Here is a 19,812-nt window from a genome sequence, read left to right on the forward strand (position 1 = left end):
GGGCTTTGGCCTGACCCACACCCTGCCCCGGCTGATCGGCCAGCAGCGCGCCAATCTGATGTTCCTGACCGGGCGTCGGGTGAAGGCCGAGGACGGCCTGGCCTGGGGCCTGGTCGACGAGGTGGTCCCGCTCGACCAGCTGCTGTCGGTCGCCAAGGCGCTGGCCCTGGAGATCGCCGAGAACGCCCCCCTCGCCGTGGTCGCCACCCGCAAGACCTTGCGTGGCGACCTCGCCAAGGCGGTGCGCGACCAGACCAACCATGAGCACGGCCAGCAGACGGTGCTGCGCGCCACAGAGGACTTCGCCGAAGGCGTCCGCGCGGTGCAGGAACGCCGGGCCGGGAACTTCAAGGGGAAGTAAGACCCGCTGCTCCCCCGCTGGGGGCGCTGTCAGCGAAGCTGACTGAGGGGCCCGGCCCGCAGGGACGGTTGCAGTCCGTCTGTCGCATCCGCCCTCCAACGAGGGCGGCCCCCTCCACCGCTTCGCGGTCCCCCTCCCGCTGTGGGGGAGGAGCCTACTTCCCCAGCCCGGCGGCTTCCCGCGCGAGCTCGGTGATGCGACCCCAGTCGCCGGCTCGGACGGCGTCGGCAGGCGCGACCCAGGAGCCGCCGACGCAGATCACGTTGGGCAGGGCCAGGTATTCCGGCGCGTTCTGCAGGCTCACCCCGCCGGTCGGGCAGAAGGTCGCCTGGGGAAAGGGGCTGGCGAACGCCTTCAGGGCGCCTGTGCCGCCGACGATATTGGCCGGGAACAGCTTGAAATAGTTATAGCCGAGCGACAGGCCCGCCATCAGCTCGGTGGCCGTGGCGATCCCGGGCAGCAGCGGCAGGGGGCCGTCGTCGAATTCCTCGCCGTCGATCAGGCCGGGGCTGACCCCGAACCGGGCGCCGGCGTCATAGGCCTCCTGGCGCATGGCGGAATTCAGGATGGTGCCGGCCCCGACCACGCCGCCCTCGACCTCGCCAGCGATGCGGCGGATGCAGTTGATGGCTGCGGGGGTGCGCAGGGTCACCTCAAGAGCCAAGAGGCCTCCGGCCACCAGGGCCTTGGCCAGGGGCACCGCCTGGGCTTCGTCCTCGATGATCAGCACCGGCACGACGGGCGCCAGTTTCAGGATGTCGGGAAGCGTCAAAGCCGTGATCCTTCCAGGGTGTCGAGGGCGCGGGCCGCGCCCACCAGGGCCGCATAAGGGTGGATGATCAGGGCGGTCGGGATATCGGCCATGTAGTCGGCCAGACGGCCCTTGGCCTCGAACCGGCGACGGAAGCCGCCCATCATCAGCCGCTCGATCAGCCGGGGCGCGATGCCGCCGGAGACGAAGACCCCGCCCCGCGCGCCATAGGTCAGGGCGATATCGCCCGCCACATTGCCAAGGATTTCGCAGAACCGGTCGAGAGTCTCGAGCGCCAGGGGATCGGCGCCCGCCAGGCCGGCGGCGGCGACGGCCTTCTCGTCGGCGTGGACGACGGCCTGGCCCCGGATATCGGCCAGGGCCTTGTAGAGCGAATACATCCCCGGGCCCGAGAGCACGCGCTCGATCGAGACCCGGCCGTGGGTCTGGCGCAGGCGGCTCAGGACCTGGTCTTCCAGCTCGTCGCCGGGTGCGAAGCTGGCGTGACCGCCTTCGGCCGGGACCGGCACGTCGCCGCGATCTGAGCGGGCCAGGCCCGCGACCCCGAAGCCGGTGCCGGCGCCCAGCACGACGATCGGCGCGCCGTCGGCGCCCCTCAAGGTCGGCCCGATCACCCGCAGGTCGTCGGCCTCCATCAAGGGGGCGGCCAGGGCCTGGGCCCCGAAATCATTGAGCAGCTTGGCGGTCTCGAATTCGAAGGTCCCGACCAGCTCGCCCTCGGAGATCCGCCAGGCCAGGTTGGTGAACTCGATCTCGCCATCGACCACCGGACCGGCCACCGCGATCACCGCCTTGGTGGGAACCTTGCGGCCGGCGGTGGTCTCCAGATAGGTCGCGATGACTTCGCTCAGCGAGCCATAGTCCTTGGCCGGATAGGTCTTGGGATGGCGGATACGGCCGGTCTCGTCGACCAGGGCCATCCGGGCGTTGGTGCCGCCGACATCGCCGACCAGCCCGATGAAATGGGTCTTCACGCCGCCCCCTCGAAAAGCACGGACGCGCCGGCCTCGGCCGCGCCCACTGAGCGGCGCATCCAGCCGAACAGCTCGCGCCCATAGCCGAAGCCCGAGCCTTTCGCCACCGCGCGCGGCCGGGCGGCGAGTTCGGAGGGGTCGACCTTGATCTCCAGCACCCCGGCATGGGCGTCGAGGCGGATGATGTCGCCGTCGCGGACCTGGGCCAGCAGACCGCCGCAGGCGGCCTCGGGCGTCACATGGATGGCGGCGGGCACCTTGCCCGAGGCGCCGGACATCCGCCCATCGGTGACCAGGGCCACCTTGAAGCCCTTGTCCTGCAGCACGCCCAGCACCGGGGTCAGGCTGTGCAACTCGGGCATGCCATTGGCCTGCGGCCCCTGGAACCGCAGCACGGCGATGAAGTCACGGTTCAGCTCGCCGCGCTTGTGGGCGGCCAGCAGGTCGTCCTGGTCGTCGAACACCAGGGCCGGCGCCTCCAGGGTCAGGTGCTCGGACTTGACCGCCGAGGTCTTGATCACCGCCCGGCCGAGGCCGCCGGTCAGGAGGCGGATGCCGCCCTCCGCCTGGAAGGGATTGTCGGCGGGGCGCAGGATGTCGCTGTTGAGCGAGGTCGCCGTCCCCTCGCGCCAGGTCAGGACGCCGTCCTGCAGGAAGGGCTCGGTCTGATAGTGCCGCAGGCCCGTCCCCGCCACCGTGACCACATCCTCATGGGCCAGGCCCGCGTCGAGCAGCTGGCGGATCACGAAGGCCATGCCGCCGGCGGCGTGGAAGGCGTTCACGTCCTCCGACCCGTTCGGATAGACCCGGGCCAGGAGCGGCGTGACCTTGGACAGGGCGTCGAAGTCGCTCCAGTCGATCAGCACGCCGGCCGCGCGGGCCATGGCGACCAGGTGCAGGGTGTGGTTGGTCGAGCCGCCGGTGGCCAGCAGGCCCACCACCGCATTGACGATCGACTTGGCGTCGACCACCGCCGACATCGGCGCATAGGCGTTGCCGCCGTCAGCGATCTCGATGGCGCGGCGCGGGGCGGCGGCGGTCAGCGCGTCGCGCAGCGGCGTGTTGGGATGGACGAAGGCCGCGCCCGGCAGGTGCAGCCCCATCATCTCCATCATCATCTGGTTGGAATTGGCCGTGCCGTAGAAGGTGCAGGTGCCCGGCCCGTGATAGGACTTCATCTCGGAGTCCAGCAGCTCGTCGCGGGTGGCCAGGCCCTGGGCGTAGAGCCCGCGCACCCGGGCCTTCTCGGCATTGGGCAGACCCGAGGTCATGGGCCCGGCCGGCACGAAGATCACCGGCAGATGGCCGAAGGCCAGGGCCCCCATCACCAGGCCCGGCACGATCTTGTCGCAGACCCCCAGCATCAGGGCGGAATCGAAGGCGTCATGGGTCAGCGCCACCGCCGTCGACATGGCGATGACGTCGCGGGAGAACAGGGAAAGCTCCATGCCCGGGCGGCCTTGCGTCACCCCATCGCACATGGCCGGCACGCCGCCGGCCACCTGGGCCGTGGCGCCCACGGCCTCGGCGGCGGCCTTGATCAGCTCGGGGAAGCGCTCGAAGGGCTGATGGGCCGAGAGCATGTCATTGTAGGAGCTGACGATGGCCACATTGGGGGCGGTCGGATTGCGCATCCGCTGCTTGTCGCCCTCGGGGCTGGCGGCGAAGGCGTGGGCCCAGTTGGCGCAGGAAAGCTTGGCCCGGCCGACCCCGGCGCTGCGGGCCGCCTCCATGCGCTCCAGATAGTCGGCCCGGACCTCGCGGCTGCGGTCGATGATGCGGGCGGTGACGTCGGCTGTGACGGGATGCATGCTCACCTCGAAAACCTCAGGCGCGGGACAGGGAGGGCCGGGTCGCTCAGGGCGTCCAGAGGACCCGAACCGGGGATTTAGCCTGTTCCAGCAGGACATGCACGGGCAGACCGCCACCGGTTTCCACGATCGCCCGCTTCGTCGCCCCGGAGATCAGGATCAGGGTCTGACGGGCCATCAAGAGGGCGGCCAGGGTCAGCGTGATGCGCGCCACGGGCGGCGAGCCGACCCCGGCCGGAACCCCGATCGCCCAGCGGGCGCCATGCAGGTCCATGCCGGCCGCCAGCACCGGGCTGCCAGGAATCAGCGAGGCGACATGGCCGTCCTCGCCCATCCCTAGGAACAACATGTCGAAGCCGCCCAGGGCGCGGAGCCCGGGCTCGGCGATCAGCGCGCTGGCCTCGGGATCGGCGGCGTCGTGGCGCAGGGGCAGAAAATCGGCCGCCGCCGCCTGGTCGACCAGCAGCCGCTCGCGCACCAGCCGCTCATTGGAGTCGGGCGAGGTCACGGGAACGAAGCGGTCGTCCGAGAGGGTGACGGTGACGTGGCGCCAGTCGAACACGGCGCGGGCCAGGCGATCATAGATCGGCGCCGGGGTGCGGCCACCGGTCCCAACCAGGGTCGCCCAGCCGCGCTCGGTGATTCCCCAGCCCAGGGCGTCCAGGGTCGCGTCGACCACGGCGTCGGCCAAAGCGTCGGAATCGGCGAAAGTCTCGATCATCATGCCGCCATAACGCGGCGGCGGCGAAAAGGCCGCTCGATTTCCCGTGATCGCCGGTTCCGGCGGGGACAAATCGGCAACCGGGGATTGGGACTGCGAATATTGACCCTGCGGTCGATCACCAGCACCTAGGGATCCCGCCGTGCTGGTCCTCTCATGGGCCGGCCCGGCGGGCGGAACCCGGCAAAGCGTAGCCAGATGAAGGCGCCCATGTTGAACCTCGCGCGTTGGAAGTTTGGGGTCTTTGTTATTTTCGTGCTGGGCCTGCCGGCCGTCTTGATGGCGACCGGCGAACCGCGCCTGGTCGAACTTGGCAAGTTGGCGATGATCCTTTCGCCGGGCGTGGTCGGCTTGGGGCTCAATTTCGGTCTGGGCGACCGCAGCCAAAGGATCCGCTGGCGCTGGATTGGCCTTGCCTGCGCCTTGACCTTGGCCATTGCCGGTGGGGCGCTGGCCGTAGCCCTGGCGGCTGGAGCGGCGGATTTCCACAGCAGCGGGGCGCCGCCGGCGACCGTCCTGCAGGCGGCGGGCGTCTCGGCCCTGACCAGCGTGCTGGAGGAGCTGGGCTGGGCCGGCGGCGGGCTGGCCCTGGCCCTGAAGGCGTTCGGTCGCCAGCGCGGCGTGCTGATCCTGGGCCTGGTATGGGCCGCCTGGCACCTTGTCCCGGTCGTGCTTCGGGTCGGGCTGTTCCCCGATCTGGAAGCGGGCCCTCCCGGCATGATCGTCGCCTTTGTCATGGCTTGCCTGGTCTATCGCGAGCTGCTGACCGGCTTGCGTGAACGCGCTCACAGCTGGCTCGCGGCGGCGGCGAGCCATGCCGCGCCCAACATCGTCCTTGCCGCACTGGTGGCGGCCGGACTCGGCGGCTTTCATCGTCCCGGCGCCTGGGCGCTGTTCCCCGCTCCCGGCGGACTGGTCTTTCCGGTGCTGGCCCTGGTCGCGATCCTGGCGTTGCGCCGATTGGCCGGGGGGAGCGATGGCCCAGGCGGCGACGCCCGGGTGTGACCGCCCTGCGGCCTTGGCGCCGAAGACGCGTTCCGCGTTCAAGCCTGGCGAGGCCCACTCCACGGAACCCGATCGCGTCCAGCGAGCTTCATCATGAGCCGGCACGCGCGCGCCATCCGGGGGCGTGCCCTTCGTTCATGTCAGGATCACCGCCATGCGCATCGCCCAGGTTCCGCCGCTCTATGAAGCCGTGCCGCCCCGGTTCTATGGCGGCACCGAGCGGGTTGTGGCCCATCTGACCGACGCCCTGGTCGATCTCGGCCACGCGGTCACCCTGTTCGCCAGCGGCGAGGCCCGGACCCGGGCCCGGCTGGTGGTGGTGCGCGACGAGGCGATCCGTCTCGACCCCGCGCCGCTGAAGTCGGACCTGGCCGCCCACATGGTCATGCTGGAGGAGGTCCGCCGCCGCGCCGACCAGTTCGACGTGATCCATTTCCACACCGACATGATCCATTTCCCGTTCTTCGAGGACATGGCCGAGAAGACGATCACCACCCTGCACGGCCGCCTGGATCTGAAGGACCTGGCCGGGGTCTATGCCCGCTGGCCGCAGTTTCCGATGGTCTCGATCAGCGACGACCAGCGCAGGCCCCTGGCGGACGCCAACTGGGCCGGGACCGTGCACCACGGCATGGCCGCCGACCTCTATGAATTCCATCCGAAGGGCGAAGGCTATCTGGCCTTCCTCGGCCGCATCTCGCCGGAGAAGCGACCTGACCGCGCCATCGAGATCGCCCGGCGGCTCGGCAAGCCGCTGAAGATCGCCGCCAAGGTCGACGCCGCCGACCAGCGCTATTTCACCGAGGTCATCGAACCCCTGATCCGGGCGGCCGGCCCCCAGGTGGAATTCATCGGGGAGATCGGCGACGGTGAGAAATCGGCCTTCCTGGGCAGGGCCGAGGCCCTGCTGTTTCCCATCGACTGGCCGGAGCCCTTCGGCCTGGTGATGATCGAGGCCATGGCTTGTGGAACCCCGGTCGTGGCCTATGCCTGCGGCTCGGTCCCCGAGGTGATCGAACCGCTGATCCGGGCGGCCGGCCCCCAGGTGGAGTTCATCGGCGAGATCGGCGACGGTGAGAAATCGGCCTTCCTGGGCAGGGCCGAGGCCCTGTTGTTTCCCATCGACTGGCCGGAACCCTTCGGCCTGGTGATGATCGAGGCCATGGCTTGTGGCACCCCGGTCGTGGCCTATGCCTGCGGCTCGGTCCCCGAGGTGATCGAGGACGGGGTGACCGGCTTCATCGTGCGCACGGATGACCAGGCCTGCGCCGCCGTCGCCCGGGTCGGCGCGCTCGACCGCCGCCGGGTGCGGCAGCGCTTCGAGGCGAGGTTCTCGGCCACCGCCATGGCCCGGCGCTATCTGACGCTCTATGATCGCCTGGGCCAGGTGGCCTGCCCCCTCGCCGCCCGGGCCTGAGGCTCGACCATGGACGATCTGGCGCCCGCGCCCGGCTCCGATGTCGAACAGGGTCAGGCGGAAGAACCGCGCACGCCCCAGCGGCTGCACGCCCTGAAGGACAAGGACACCTTCATCGTCGCCGATTCCCGGGGCGACATCCTGGGCGCGGCCGACGGCCTGTTCCACAACGACACCCGCCTGTTATCGCGGTTCCGACTGCTGCTGGGGCGCGAGCCCCCGTCCCTGCTGTCGGGGGCGGTGTCGGCGGACAATGTGTTCTTCACCTTCAACGGCGCGAACCAGGAACTGCCCCTGCCGGGCGGTCCGATCGGGCCCCCCGGCGTGCTGCATGTGGAGCGCAAGCGGTTCCTGTGGCGCGAGCGGCTGTTCGAGCGGATCACCTGCGTCAACTATAGCCGCGACGAGGTGCTGACCCCGCTCAGCATCGAGTTCGGCGCCGACTTCCGCGACATGTTCGAGGTGCGCGGCGCCAAGCGCGCACGGCGCGGGGTCACCTTCCCGGCGCAGGTCGACGGCCGCACCGTCGCCTTCCGCTATGAGGGGCTGGACGCCGTGGAGCGGTCCAGCGTCATCACCTTTTCCGACCCGCCCCTGCGGCTGTCGGCGACCCGCGCCGACTATCTCTATCCCCTGCGGCCGGAAGGTCGGCTGGAGCTCTATCTGGAGATCGGGGCGACCGCCGAGGAGCCCCCCAGTCGCGAGCGGTTCCGCGCCAACGCCGCCGCCGCCCGCTGGGACATGCGCAGCCGCATCCGCCACGGGGCGCGGCTGAAAAGCTCGGGCCGGCTGTTCAACCAGTGGCTGGACAAGTCCCGCGCCGACCTCGCGCTTCTGACCACCCGCATGGAGACCGGCCCCTACCCCTATGCCGGCATCCCCTGGTTCTCGACCGCCTTCGGCCGCGACGCCATCATCACCGCCTGGCAGATCCTGTGGTTCGAACCCAGCCTGGCCAAGGGGGTGCTGACCTATCTGGCCGCCCACCAGGCCGAGGAGGTCTCGGCCTTTCGCGACTCGGCCCCCGGCAAGATCATGCACGAGACCCGCAAGGGCGAGATGCCGGCGCTCGGCGAGGTGCCCTTCGGCCGCTACTACGGCGGGGTCGACACCACGCCGCTGTTCGTGGCCCTGGCCGGCGCCTATGCGGAGCGGACCGGCGACCTGCAGCTGATCGACGACCTGTGGCCGGCGCTCACCGCCGCCACCGCCTGGATGGAGCATTTCGGCGACACCGACGGCGACGGCCTGATCGACTATGCGCGCGGCGCCGAGAGCGGCCTGGCCAACCAGGGCTGGAAGGACAGCCAGGACAGCGTGTTCCACGCCGACGGCCGCTTCCCCAAGGGACCGATCGCGCTGGTCGAAGTGCAGGGCTACGCCTTCGCCGCCTACAAGGCCATGAGCCGCTTCGCCCTGTGGCGGAAGGACGTGGCCGGCGCCCAGCGCTGGGCCGAGCGGGCCGAGCATATCCGCGTCACGGTCGAGGCGCGATTCTGGATGGAGGACCAGGGCGGCTATGGCATCGCCATCGACGGGGCCGGCGAGCTCTGCCGGGTCGCGAGCTCCAATCCCGGCCACCTGCTGTTCTGCGGCCTGCCCTCGCCCGAGCGGGCGGCGCGGGTGACGACCCAGCTGCTGTCGGCGCGGTTCGATTCCGGCTGGGGCCTGCGGACCCTGGCGACGGGCGAGGCCCGGTTCAATCCGATGAGCTATCACAACGGCTCGATCTGGCCGCACGACACCGCCGTCTGCGCCGCCGGCCTGTCACGCTATGGCGAGCGGGATGGGGTGGTCGACCTGATGTCGGGGCTGTTCGAGACCGCGTCGAGCTTCGAGATGCGGCTGCCGGAGCTGTTCTGCGGCTTTCCCCGCGCGGCCGGCGAGCCGCCGGTGGCCTATCCGGTCGCCTGCCTGCCCCAGGCCTGGGCGGCGGGATCGGTGTTCATGCTGCTGCAGGCCTGCCTGGGCCTGAGGGTCGACGGCTGGACCGGGGAGGTGGAGATTCGCGACCCCCGCCTGCCGATCGGCATCGACCAGCTGCGGGTCGAGGGGCTGAGGGTCGGCGACCAGAAGCTCGACCTCAATTTCGAGCGCCTGCAGGGCCGCATCGCCGTCCATGCCGACGGCGGCGCCCGCGTCCCGGTGACCATCCGCCAGGGCGGCCGGGCCTAGCGTTTCAAAGGCGTGTGGGCGAGGCGCAGGATGTTGGCGGCGCCCGGCGAGCCCATGGGCAGGCCGGCCAGGATCAGGATGCGGTGGCCGGGCGGCGCCAGGCCAAGCTCCACCACCTTGTCGACCGCGACCCTGGTCATCTCCTCCGGATCTGTGACCTCGGCGATCACCCGGGGTTCGACGCCCCAGGCGAGCGCCAGGCGCCGCGCGGTGGTCAGGCGGGTGGTGAGCGCCAGGGTCGGCTGCAGCGGGCGTTCGCGCGACAGCCGCAGCGCCGTCTGGCCGGTGGTGGTGAAGGCCACCAGGCAGGCGGTGGAGGCGGCCTCGGCGGCGCGGCGGGCGGCCGCCACCAGGGCGTCGGCGTCAGCGTCGTCGACCGGGTGCTCGGCGGCCATCAGTTCCGGCCAGCGGGGGTCCTGCTCCACCCGGGTGAGGATCCGATCCATGATCGACACCGCTTCCAGCGGGAACTCGCCGGCCGCCGTCTCGGCCGAGAGCATGACCGCGTCGGCGCCCTCATAGACCGCGTTGGCGACGTCGGAGGCCTCGGCCCGGGTAGGGGTCGGCGCGTGGATCATGCTTTCCAGCATCTGGGTGGCGACGATCACCGGAATGCCGCGATTGCGGGCGGCGCGGACCAGCATCTTCTGCACCACCGGCACGTCCTCGGGCGCCAGTTCGACGCCGAGGTCGCCGCGCGCCACCATCACCGCCTCGCAGAGGTCGAGGATCTCGTCCAGGGCGTCGAGGGCGGCGGGCTTCTCGATCTTGGCCAGCACGCCGGCCCGACCCTGGACGATCTGGCGCAGCTCGGCCATGTCGGCGGCCCGCTGGACGAAGGACAGCGCCACCCAGTCGACCCCTTGCGAGAGGGCGAAATTGAGGTCCTCGCGGTCCTTGGGCGTCAGCGCCGGGATCGGAATGGCCAGCCCCGGCAGGTTGAGGCCCTTGTGGTCGGAGAGCGCCTCGCCCCCCATCACCACGCAGTCGGCGAAGTCGGCGCCGCACTTGCGGACCTTCAACCGCACCTTGCCGTCGTCGAGCAGGATGTCGGCCTCCGGCTTGAGCGCCTGGAAGATCTCCACATGCGGCACGCAGACCCGCGCGGCGTCGCCGGGGGCGGAATCGCGGTCGAGGCGGAAGTCCTGGCCGGTCTTCAGCCGCACCCGGCCGTCGGCGAACTCCCCCAGCCGCAGCTTCGGACCCTGGAGGTCGGCGAGCACGGCGAGGTGGCGGCCGACCAGGGCCTCGGCCTCGCGCACATTGGCGATGGTCGTGGCATGGTCTGGATGGCCGCCATGGCTGAAATTGACCCGGAACACGTCGGCGCCGGCCTCGGCCAGGGCGCGGATCTTGCCGAGGTCGCGGCTGGCGGGGCCGAGGGTGGCCACGATGCGGGCGCGGCGGGCGCGGATCATCGACAAACTCCGGCCGCGAGACGCGGCGACGTTGCGCGGGCGGGATCGAAGCCTATCAAGGGATGTTTCCCGCGCAGGCTCATCCCCAGAGGTCCCCTTCATGAACCGATCCGCGCAGCCGGGGAATCCCCCGCCATCGTCGCAGACCGCCGCGCCCCAGAACCTCGACCTGTTCCCGATCGGCAATTGCGCGGCCAGCGCCCTGATCGACCGCGCCGGCCGCTTCGTCTGGAGCTGTTTCCCCAGGGTGGATGGCGACCCGGCCTTCTCGGCCCTGCTGGGCGGCGACACGGGCGAGGCGCGCGGCTTCTGGTCGGTGGAGGCGGAGACTGAGGCCAGCGTGCGCCAGAGCTATCTGCGCAACACTCCCATCCTGACCACCGAGATCACCGACGCCACCGGCGCAGTGTTCCAGGTGATCGACTTCGCCCCGCGCTATCGCCAGTTCGGCCGGGTCTATCGACCGATGTCCTTCGTGCGCATCATCCGGCCGATCTCGGGTGTGCCGCACATCCGCATCCGCATGCGCCCGACCGCCAACTGGGGGGCGTCGGACGCTGAGGTCACCACCGGCTCCAACCACCTGCGCTATGTGGGCGGGGAGATGACGCTGCGGCTCACCACCGACACCGCCGTCTCGCACATCGCCCAGGAGCGGCTGTTTCGGCTGGAGGAGCCGATCGCCATGTTCCTCGGCCCCGACGAGGGGATCGAGGCCGACATCCAGGCCACCGCCGAGCGCATGCTGCACGAGACCACCAGCTATTGGCGCGGCTGGGTCCGGACCCTGTCGATCCCCCTGGAGTGGCAGGAGGCGGTGATCCGCGCCGCCATCACCCTCAAGCTCTGCGCCCATGAGGAAACCGGGGCGATCGTCGCGGCCCTGACCACCTCGATCCCCGAGCACGAGGGCTCGCAGCGCAACTGGGACTATCGCTACTGCTGGCTGCGCGACGCCTATTACGTGGTCCAGGCCCTCAACCGGCTGGGGGCGGCGGACATGCTGGAGAACTATCTCGGCTATCTGCGCAACCTGATCGACCGGGCCAAGGGCGGCCATATCCAGCCGCTCTATGGGGTGGGGCTGGAGGCCGACCTGACCGAGCGCTTCGCCCCCGACCTGCCAGGCTATCGCGGCATGGGGCCGGTGCGGATCGGCAACCAGGCCTATGAGCATCTGCAACATGACGTGTACGGACAGATTGTGTTGTCGACCGTCCAGGCCTTCTTCGACGAGCGGCTTTTGCGCCCCGCCACGGTGGAGGATTTCCACGCCCTGGAGGCGGTGGGCGAACGCGCCTTCGCCCTGCACGACCAGCCGGACGCCAGCCTGTGGGAGTTCCGGGGCCGGGAGGCGGTGCACACCTATTCGGCGATGATGTGCTGGGCGGCCTGCGACCGGCTGGGCAATGCGGCGGGCCAGCTCGGCCTGGCCGACCGCGCAGCGCATTGGAACGCCCGGGCCGCCCAGGTGCGCGCCACCATCGAGGCTCGGGCCTATAATCCCGCGCTGGGTCGGTTCGCGGCCACCTTCGGCGGCGACCAGCTGGACGCCTCGCTGCTGCAATTGGTGGATGTGCGCTTCGCCGCTCCCGACGATCCGCGCATGGCCGCCACCCTCAAGGCGGTCGAGGAGGGGCTGAGGCGCGGGCCCTACATGCTGCGCTACGCCATCCCCGACGATTTCGGCGAGCCCAAGACCGCCTTCAACATCTGCACCTTCTGGCTGATCGAGGTGCTGCACCTGTCCGGCCGCGCCGAGGAGGCCCGGGCCCTGTTCGAGGAAATGCTGGGCCGGCGCACGGCCGCCGGCCTGCTGTCGGAGGACATCACCCTCGATGGGGCGGAGCTGTGGGGCAACTATCCCCAGACCTATTCCCTGGTCGGGCTGATCAACTGCGCCAACATGCTGAGCCGACCCTGGACCAGCGTCCGCTGAGCGGCGCTGACGTCACGAAACAATCGTGAATGTGTCGCCGCAACTTCTCCTGGCGCCCCTAGGCCCCTGAGCTTCGCAGCGGCGCGCCTCCCCGCGCCGCCTTCGCCAGGGGATGGGCATGAAACTGACACGACATAATGCGCGCCGCGCGGGCCTGATGATGAGCTCGGCGCTGTGCATGGCCGCCATGGCCGGCGCCGCCAACGCCGCCGAAGCCGCCGCTGCGGACGCCGCCGACGGCTCGGCCACGGTCTCGGAACTGGTGGTCTCCATGGCCAAGACCACGCGCTCGGCGGTGTCGCTGGAGACCGTCGAGATCCAGAAGATCCTGCCCGGCGTCAGCCCGCTGAAGGCCATCCAGGCCCTGCCGGGCGTGATGCTGCAGACCGCCGACCCGTGGGGCAACAACGAGCAGAACGAATTTCTGTTCGTACACGGATTTTCGACCCAGCAACTGGGCTACACCCTGGACGGCGTGCCGCTCGGCGACCAGCAATACGGCAACTATAACGGCCTCTCGCCGTCGCGGGCCATCACCTCCGAGAACGTCGCGCGGGTGGTGCTGTCCTCCGGCGCCGGCGACCTGGGCACGGCCTCGACCAGCAATCTGGGCGGCGCCATCGACACCTTCTCCAGTGATCCGCAGGCCGCGCTCGGCGGCCGGATCCAGCAGACCTTCGGCAGCTACGACACCCACCGCACTTTCCTTCGCCTCGACACCGGGGTCTTCGGGGATGGGAATTCGGCCTATGTCTCGGGCCTGAACCAGGACCAGCGGGCCTGGGACTTCAACGGCCACCAGCGCGGCTATCAGTTCAACGGCAAGTTCATCCACGAGGGCGAGGCCGGCAAGCTGACCGTGTTCCTCGACTACAATGACAAGGTCGAGCCCAACGAGGACTCCATCGTCCACGTGGCCGGCGAGAAGAGCGCGCCCTATACCCGGCCCTTCCTCTATCCGAACCTGGCCGCGGCGCTCGCCTATCTCGGAGCCAATGGCGCGCCGCCGGCCTCGGCCGGTTCGAACTTCTCGAACTATCACTCGGCCGCCCAGCGCACCGACCAGATCGGCTATGTGAAGTACGAGGCCAAGCTCAGTGACACCATGACCTGGTCGAACCAGGCCTATTTCCACCATGACGAAGGCCGCGGCATCGTCGCCGGTCCGATCAACCAGGCCGGCCTGCCGGCCCTGTTCGCGGTCTATTACCCCGGCCAGGACCTGAAGACCGTGTTCGGCGGCACGGGCTACGCCGTGCGCACCACCGAATATCTGATCAATCGCGGCGGTCTGATCTCGACCTTCAACTGGACGCTGGGCGACCACAGGATCGAGGCCGGCGCCTGGTTCGAGCAGAACAATTCATCGACCCAGCGGGCCTGGTATCCCTTCGCCGAGGCCAATCACGACCTCACGCCCTACGACATCCCGGTCAACAAGAACTTCGCCCAGTACGCCAGCCAGATCCACAACAACGTCTTCCAGTACCACCTGCAGGACCAGTGGCGAATCCGCCCGGACCTGCTGCTGCAGGCCGGCTTCAAGGGCAGCCTGCAATACGCCCAGGGCAAGGTGCCGATCCAGCAGAAGAACCTGGCGACCAACACCAATCCGACCCTGCTGCCGACCGGCGAGATCGACACCAAGGAATATTTCCTGCCCCAGGTCGGCGCCGTGTGGGACGCGACCGAGCACGAACAGGTCTTCTTCAACATCCAGAAGAACCTGCGCCAGTTCGTGACCTATGGCGCCGGCGGCCTGTCGCCCTGGAGCCTGGGCAGCCAGGCGGCCTTCGACCTGTTCAAGAAGACCGCCAATCCGGAGACCTCCTGGACCTATGAGGCGGGCCTGCGCACCAAGCGCGCCCTGGAGCTCGGCCCGATCACCGGCGTCGAGGGCCAACTCAGCGCCTATCACGTCGACTTCTCCGACCGCCTGCTGCAGATCTCGTCCACCCCGGTGATCGGTTCGCTGGTGGCCGGCGCGGCGATCCTCGCCAATGTCGGCGCGGTGAAGACCGACGGCGTCGACCTGGCCGCGACCCTGCACTTCGGCCCGCACTTCGCCTTCTATGACGCCCTGTCCTACAACCGCTCGATCTATCAGGACAATTACGTCACCGGCGCCAGCTCGACGGTGGTTCACACGGCCGGCAAGTCGGTTCCGGCCAGCCCCGACTGGCTGAACAAGTTCGTGCTGTCGACCAGCTGGGGCGCCTTCAACGGCCAGCTGACCGGCGACTATGTCGGCAAGCGCTACGCCACCTACACCAACGACCTGTCGGTGAAGGCGACCTTCCTGATCGGCCTCGAAGGCAGCTACGATTTCGATCTGGCGACCGGCGGCCCGCTCAAGACCGCCAAGGTCAGCCTTAACGTCACCAACCTGGCCGACGAGAAGGGGGTCTCCTCCCTAGTCGTGGGCGCGGCGTCGGGCGCCTACAACACCTATCCGATCCCGCCCCGCCAGGTCTTCGTGACCCTCTCCGGGTCCTTCTAGCTTTTCCCCCAGCCCGGCCCTCCCCTCTCGGCCGGGCGACCCACTGACGGGCGGATCCCCAGACCGGGGGTCCGCCCTTTTTTGTGGGACAAGGCTCGGACCCGCCGCATGCGAAGCATGCCCTCGCCCGCGCAGCGGGAGAGGGTAAGGGTGAGGGCTCTTGTTTCAGGGCAAGCGGCGGAGCTGGGACTCAGCGGCCCCTCACCCAACCCTCTCCCCGCAACGCGGGGCGAGGGCTTTGGCCTGGACGCCCTTAGTCGTGCCAGGCGCGCTCTGACCGTTCGATCAGGGCGAAGGCGCCGGAGGGGCCCCAGCTGCCGGCGGCGTAGGGCTTGGGGGTCATGCCGCTCTCGGCCCAGGCGGCGGCGACGCCGTCGACCCAGGTCCAGGCCTGTTCGACCTCGTCGCGGCGGACGAACAGGGTCGAATTGCCCTGGATGACATCCAGGATCAGCCGCTCATAGGCGATGCGCCGCCGTGCGTTGGGACCGGAATAGGCCTTCAGCAGCGACAGCGACAAGGGCAGGGATTGCAGGCGCATGCCGTCCTGGGAGATGCCCGGCGCCTTGTTCATCAGCACCAGTTCGATGTCCTCATCCGGCTGCAGATCGATGATCAGCTGGTTGGCCACCAGGTCGGCCTTGGCCGCCCCGCCGAAGATCGAGTGCGGCACGCCCTTGAACTGGATGGCGATCTGGGTGCGCCGGTCGGGCAGGCGCTTGCCGGTGCGCAGGAAGAACGGCACCCCGGCCCAACGCCAGTTGTCGATGTCGGCCCGGAGCGCCACGAAGGTCTCGGTCCCGGACTTCTGGCCGCGCTCAGTCTCATAGCCCGCGACCTGCTTTCCGCCGACCACGCCGGCCGTGTACTGGCCACGCACGCTGTTGGCCTGGACGTCGGCGCGGGTGAAGGGCCTGAGCGAGCGCAGCACCTTGACCTTCTCGTTGCGGACCGAGTCCGGCTCCATGTCGGCCGGCGGCTCCATGGCCACCAGACAGAGCAGCTGCAGCATGTGGTTCTGCAGCATGTCGCGCAGGGCGCCGTACTCATCATAATAGGGCCAGCGATCGCCGACCCCCTCCGTCTCGGCCACGGTGATCTGCACGTGGTCGATGGTCAGGTTGTTCCACAGGGGCTCGAAGAAGGTGTTGGCGAACCGCAGCGCGATCAGGTTCTGCACCGTCTCCTTGCCGAGATAGTGGTCGATGCGGAACACCCGGTCCTCGCTGAACACCTCGCCGACCTGAGCATTGATCGCCTTGGAGGAGTGGAGATCGCGGCCGATCGGCTTCTCCAGCACGATGCGGCTGTCGGGGACCGCCAGGCCGGAGCCGCCCAGCGCCTTGCACACCCGGCCGAACAGGCTAGGCGAGAGGGCCAGGAAGAACATAGGCGCCTTGAAGACCCCCATGGCCGCCTTGATCGCCTCCACCCCCGCCGCCGTGGTGGCGTCGGCGCCGACATAGTCCAGCCGGGCCGCGAACCGCGCCCAGGCCGCCGGGTCGAGGCCGCCCTCGGCGCGCTTGTCGATCGCTGCGCGCACCTGTTCGACGAAGGCGTCGCGCTCCATGTCGGCGCGGGCGGTGGCGACGATCTTGAAGCCCTCGGCCAGGAAGCCGTCGGCGTCGAGGAAATAGAGCGATGGAAACAGCATGCGCTGGGCGAGGTCGCCCGTGCCTCCGAACAGCACGATCACATCGGAAAGCGGCGCATCGGCCATCGGGGTCACCCTGGGTGAGGAGGTTGGCGTCCGGGCCCCGCATAGCGGGGTTCGCAGGCGTCACGTCAACCCCCCGTGGCGCGTTCACCGCATCGTGCGCGCTGAAGTTGGATCGAACCGGCGCGCGTGACGTTTCGAAGGGCTGATCCCGAGCACAGGCCTTGGGCGGGGACCCGATGATCACCGACACCATGACCCTGACCGCCCCGGCCCCACGACTGAGCGCCGCCGGCACGGCCCTGTTCCTGGACCTGGACGGCACATTGGCCCCGATCGTGGCGCGACCCGAGGCCGTAGGCCCCGATCCGCGCCGCACCCGGCTGCTCGAGACCCTGGGCCGCAGGCTCGGCGGGCGGTTGGCGGTGGTCAGCGGCCGGGCCTTGCCGGACCTGGATCGCATCCTGGAGGGTCGGGTCCCGGCCCTGGCGGGCGTCCATGGCCTCGTACGGCGCGACGCCGCCGGCCGGGTGGTCTCGACCCCGCCGCATCCGGGCCTGGTCGCCGCCCGCCGGGTGCTGACGGCCTTCGCCGCCAGCCACGCCGGACTGCTCGTCGAGGACAAGGGCCTGAGCCTCGCCCTGCACTATCGTCTCGCCCCCGGCCTGGCGCCCCGCGCGCGCATCCAGGCCGACTGGCTGGCCGCCGAGACCGGCCTGGTCCTGCAGCCCGGCGACCATGTGGTGGAGCTGCGCACGCCCGGCCCCCGCAAGGGCGAGGCCGTGGCCGCCTTCATGGCCGCCCCGCCCTTCGCCGGCGCGACGCCGGTGTTCCTGGGCGACGACCTGACCGACGAGGACGCCTTCGTGGCCGTCGCGCAGCTGGGCGGGTTCGGCGTGCTGGTGGGGGCTGAACGCGCCACCGCCGCCCGCTATCGGCTGGACGATGTGGACGCCGCCCTCGACTGGCTGGAGGCCCTGGCATGAGCCGGCTGATCGTCGTCTCCAACCGCGTCACCCTGCCCTCCGGCTCGGGCGACGGCAGCGTCGGCGGCCTGGCCATGGCGCTCGCCGCGGCCTTGCGGGAATATTCCGGCCTGTGGTTCGGCTGGAGCGGCAAGACCACGCCCGCCTTCACCGGCCATCTGAACCTGCAACGCGCCGACGGGGTGACCGTGGCCACCGTCGACCTGGAGGAGGTCGACCTGCAGGAATATTACAACGGCTACGCCAACAAGACGCTTTGGCCGCTGTTCCACTACCGCCAGGACCTGACCGCCTATGACCGCGCCTTTGGCGAGGGCTATGCCCGGGTCAATCGCCGGTTCGCCGAGACGCTCGCCCCGCTGATCGAGCCGGACGACCTGGTCTGGATCCACGACTATCACCTGATCCCCCTGGCGCGGGAGCTGCGGGCCCTGGGCGTCCAGAACCGCATCGGCTTCTTCCTGCACATCCCCTGGCCGGCCCATCAGTTGATGGTCACCCTGCCTGGCCACCGCCAGCTGGTGGAGTCGTTGTTCGACTACGACCTGGTGGGATTCCAGACGCCGGAGCATGTCCAGGCCTTCGAGGAATATGTGCTGACCGAGGCCCAGGGCGCCCGGGTCGGCCGCGAGGGCCTGCGGGCCCATGGCCGCACGACGCGGGTCGGCGCCTTTCCCATCGGCATAGACGCCGCCGACTTCATCCGGCTGGCGCAAAGCGAGACCGCGCAGCGCACCTATGACGTGATGAAGGCCCACACCGCCTTCCGCAAGCTGATCGTCGGCGTCGACCGGCTGGACTATTCCAAGGGGCTGGAGGAGCGGTTCGCCGGCTTCGAGCGCTTCCTGGCCGACAATCCCGACCTGCGCCGCGAGACCCTGATGCTGCAGATCGCGCCCCTGTCGCGGGACTCGGTCGAGGCCTATCAGGAGATCCGGGCCCGGCTGGATTCGTTGTCGGGGCGGATCAATGGCGAATATGCCGACATCGACTGGAACCCGATCCGCTATGTGAACAAGACCTATCGCCGCGACGAGCTGGCCGGGGTCTATCGCGCCGCCCAGGTCGGGCTGGTCACCCCCATGCGCGACGGCATGAACCTGGTGGCCAAGGAGTTCGTCGCCGCCCAGGATCCGGCCGACCCCGGCGTGCTGGTGCTGTCGCGGTTCGCCGGCGCCGCCGACCAGCTGCGCCAGGCCCTGATCGTCAATCCCAACAGCCCGGAAGAGATCGCCGAGGCCCTGAAGCGGGCCCTGGCCATGGACCGCAGCGAGCGGATCGCGCGCTGGCGGGTGCTGCACGACAACATCGTCACCGAGGACGTCACCGCCTGGCGCGACGCCTTCGTCCGGGCCCTGACCGGCTCACGCGACGCCCTGCCGGGCCCTGGTCTGGCGGTGCATGGGGAGCAGGCGCACCCGGCCCGGGACGCGCCGTCCAGGCTCTATCCGGACGCCCAGGCGCGCGGCGCCCTGCCGCCCATGGCCCGCTGGACCGGCGTCTAGCTGGACTGCGAGGCGGCCGGATTGGGCTCGTTCGACAGGCGGCGGATCGCGTGGGCCGTCTGGGCCACGGCCGAGACAAAGCCGACCAGGCCGGCGAAGCCCTGCATGAAGCTCCAGGCGGCGTCGACCAGGGGGCTGCCGAACACCTGGTCGGTGACCGCATAGAGCAGGCGACCCACCAGGATGCGGAAGCCGGCATAGACCTCCGAATATTCGATCGAGACCTGGGTCGCCCAGGCGCCGCCCACCACCCCCAGCACCGGCGACCACAGCAGCGGCAGGGCCAGCATCAGGGTCAGGACCACCAGCAGGGTCTTGGTCAGCCAGCTTTCCCGGGCCATCAGGGTGAGGATCAGGAAGCCGGCCAGGATGAAGCCCAGCAGCGGGAAGGCGAGGGTCAGCAGGACATCGGCGGCCTTCACGAAAGCCACCTGGAACCCGTAGGCGGCGATCAGGCCGGCGATCAGCACCCCCAGGAAGGCGGTCAGCCAGACCACGCCGTACTGACCCAGACGCCGGCCGATCAGTTCGAGGTTCAGCATGTCAGGCTCGCCTTTCGAGGGAGCTTCAG

General features: G+C 69.8%; 15 protein-coding genes. 8 read left to right on the top strand and 7 right to left on the bottom strand.

The features are described from left to right. Positions 1–361, top strand: a 361-nt coding sequence (locus tag Q7P21_RS06820) for an enoyl-CoA hydratase/isomerase family protein (protein ID WP_304176341.1), incomplete at its 5' end; no start/stop codon positions are given. 154 nt (positions 362–515) lie between these two features. Here the strand turns inward: Q7P21_RS06820 and eda are convergent. From eda to pgl, 4 genes are read right to left on the bottom strand one after another with little or no spacing between them, the layout of a single operon-like run. Then, entirely contained in the window at positions 516–1,133 is a 618-nt protein-coding gene (gene eda / locus Q7P21_RS06825; RefSeq protein ID WP_304176343.1) for a bifunctional 4-hydroxy-2-oxoglutarate aldolase/2-dehydro-3-deoxy-phosphogluconate aldolase, read from the bottom strand. Further along, the gene (glk, locus tag Q7P21_RS06830) at positions 1,130–2,107 is read right to left on the bottom strand and encodes a glucokinase (RefSeq protein ID WP_304176345.1); all 978 of its coding nucleotides are present in this window, start codon (positions 2,105–2,107) and stop codon (positions 1,130–1,132) included. The genes eda and glk overlap by 4 nt, the downstream gene beginning before the upstream one ends. Continuing rightward, on the bottom strand, positions 2,104–3,924 hold the full coding sequence (gene edd / locus Q7P21_RS06835; RefSeq protein ID WP_304171634.1) for a phosphogluconate dehydratase: 1,821 nt from the start codon (positions 3,922–3,924) through the stop codon (positions 2,104–2,106). The genes glk and edd overlap by 4 nt, the downstream gene beginning before the upstream one ends. Before the next feature lie 40 nt (positions 3,925–3,964). Then, on the bottom strand, positions 3,965–4,639 hold the full coding sequence (pgl, locus tag Q7P21_RS06840) for a 6-phosphogluconolactonase (RefSeq protein ID WP_304176347.1): 675 nt from the start codon (positions 4,637–4,639) through the stop codon (positions 3,965–3,967). A 156-nt stretch (positions 4,640–4,795) separates the two neighbouring features. Here pgl and Q7P21_RS06845 point away from each other — a divergent pair, with 156 nt between their 5' ends. The 3 genes from Q7P21_RS06845 to Q7P21_RS06855 all read left to right on the top strand — a co-directional run bounded on the left by Q7P21_RS06845 (position 4,796) and on the right by Q7P21_RS06855 (position 9,236). Continuing rightward, positions 4,796–5,644 (top strand): type II CAAX prenyl endopeptidase Rce1 family protein, encoded by an 849-nt coding sequence (locus tag Q7P21_RS06845; protein ID WP_304176349.1) that lies wholly within the window; start codon positions 4,796–4,798, stop codon positions 5,642–5,644. Between the two features lie 154 nt (positions 5,645–5,798). Beyond that, the gene (locus Q7P21_RS06850) at positions 5,799–7,061 is read left to right on the top strand and encodes a glycosyltransferase (RefSeq protein WP_304176350.1); all 1,263 of its coding nucleotides are present in this window, start codon (positions 5,799–5,801) and stop codon (positions 7,059–7,061) included. Between the two features lie 9 nt (positions 7,062–7,070). Beyond that, the gene (locus Q7P21_RS06855; RefSeq protein ID WP_304176352.1) at positions 7,071–9,236 is read left to right on the top strand and encodes an amylo-alpha-1,6-glucosidase; all 2,166 of its coding nucleotides are present in this window, start codon (positions 7,071–7,073) and stop codon (positions 9,234–9,236) included. Here Q7P21_RS06855 and pyk read toward each other — a convergent pair. Beyond that, complete coding sequence (pyk, locus tag Q7P21_RS06860) at positions 9,233–10,654, bottom strand: pyruvate kinase (RefSeq protein ID WP_304169381.1); 1,422 nt, start codon at positions 10,652–10,654, stop codon at positions 9,233–9,235. The genes Q7P21_RS06855 and pyk overlap by 4 nt on opposite strands. 100 nt (positions 10,655–10,754) lie before the next feature. Between pyk and Q7P21_RS06865 the strand changes: the two genes are divergently transcribed. Next, entirely contained in the window at positions 10,755–12,593 is a 1,839-nt protein-coding gene (locus Q7P21_RS06865; protein WP_304169378.1) for a glycoside hydrolase family 15 protein, read from the top strand. Positions 12,594–12,711: 118 nt separating this feature from the next. Then, positions 12,712–15,093 (top strand): TonB-dependent receptor, encoded by a 2,382-nt coding sequence (locus Q7P21_RS06870; protein WP_304176355.1) that lies wholly within the window; start codon positions 12,712–12,714, stop codon positions 15,091–15,093. Positions 15,094–15,346: 253 nt separating this feature from the next. Here Q7P21_RS06870 and zwf read toward each other — a convergent pair whose 3' ends face one another. Further along, a complete protein-coding gene (gene zwf / locus Q7P21_RS06875) occupies positions 15,347–16,813 on the bottom strand; it encodes a glucose-6-phosphate dehydrogenase (protein WP_304176357.1) in 1,467 nt (488 codons plus the stop codon). Between the two features lie 176 nt (positions 16,814–16,989). On the opposite strand from zwf, the gene otsB reads away from it, so the two are divergent. After that, a complete protein-coding gene (otsB, locus tag Q7P21_RS06880) occupies positions 16,990–17,736 on the top strand; it encodes a trehalose-phosphatase (RefSeq protein WP_304176359.1) in 747 nt (248 codons plus the stop codon). After that, complete coding sequence (locus tag Q7P21_RS06885; RefSeq protein WP_304169366.1) at positions 17,733–19,241, top strand: trehalose-6-phosphate synthase; 1,509 nt, start codon at positions 17,733–17,735, stop codon at positions 19,239–19,241. Before otsB ends, Q7P21_RS06885 begins: the two co-directional genes overlap by 4 nt. Here the strand turns inward: Q7P21_RS06885 and Q7P21_RS06890 are convergent. Beyond that, on the bottom strand, positions 19,238–19,783 hold the full coding sequence (locus Q7P21_RS06890; protein ID WP_304169362.1) for a hypothetical protein: 546 nt from the start codon (positions 19,781–19,783) through the stop codon (positions 19,238–19,240). The two genes, Q7P21_RS06885 and Q7P21_RS06890, sit on opposite strands and share 4 nt — an antisense overlap. Positions 19,784–19,812 lie beyond the last annotated feature (29 nt).

Source organism: Phenylobacterium aquaticum (assembly GCF_947378715.1).
In the GTDB taxonomy this organism is placed as follows: domain Bacteria; phylum Pseudomonadota; class Alphaproteobacteria; order Caulobacterales; family Caulobacteraceae; genus Phenylobacterium; species Phenylobacterium aquaticum_A.

What these genes read in the sequence shown, in the direction of transcription:
- pgl (WP_304176347.1), bottom strand. Translation starts at nt 4,639, where the DNA reads ATGATCGAGACTTTCGCCGATTCCGACGCTTTGGCCGACGCCGTGGTC.
- Q7P21_RS06845 (WP_304176349.1), top strand. Translation starts at nt 4,796, where the DNA reads ATGGGCCGGCCCGGCGGGCGGAACCCGGCAAAGCGTAGCCAGATGAAG.
- Q7P21_RS06850 (WP_304176350.1), top strand. Translation starts at nt 5,799, where the DNA reads ATGCGCATCGCCCAGGTTCCGCCGCTCTATGAAGCCGTGCCGCCCCGG.
- Q7P21_RS06855 (WP_304176352.1), top strand. Translation starts at nt 7,071, where the DNA reads ATGGACGATCTGGCGCCCGCGCCCGGCTCCGATGTCGAACAGGGTCAG.
- pyk (WP_304169381.1), bottom strand. Translation starts at nt 10,654, where the DNA reads ATGATCCGCGCCCGCCGCGCCCGCATCGTGGCCACCCTCGGCCCCGCC.
- Q7P21_RS06865 (WP_304169378.1), top strand. Translation starts at nt 10,755, where the DNA reads ATGAACCGATCCGCGCAGCCGGGGAATCCCCCGCCATCGTCGCAGACC.
- Q7P21_RS06870 (WP_304176355.1), top strand. Translation starts at nt 12,712, where the DNA reads ATGAAACTGACACGACATAATGCGCGCCGCGCGGGCCTGATGATGAGC.
- zwf (WP_304176357.1), bottom strand. Translation starts at nt 16,813, where the DNA reads ATGGCCGATGCGCCGCTTTCCGATGTGATCGTGCTGTTCGGAGGCACG.
- otsB (WP_304176359.1), top strand. Translation starts at nt 16,990, where the DNA reads ATGATCACCGACACCATGACCCTGACCGCCCCGGCCCCACGACTGAGC.
- Q7P21_RS06885 (WP_304169366.1), top strand. Translation starts at nt 17,733, where the DNA reads ATGAGCCGGCTGATCGTCGTCTCCAACCGCGTCACCCTGCCCTCCGGC.
- Q7P21_RS06890 (WP_304169362.1), bottom strand. Translation starts at nt 19,783, where the DNA reads ATGCTGAACCTCGAACTGATCGGCCGGCGTCTGGGTCAGTACGGCGTG.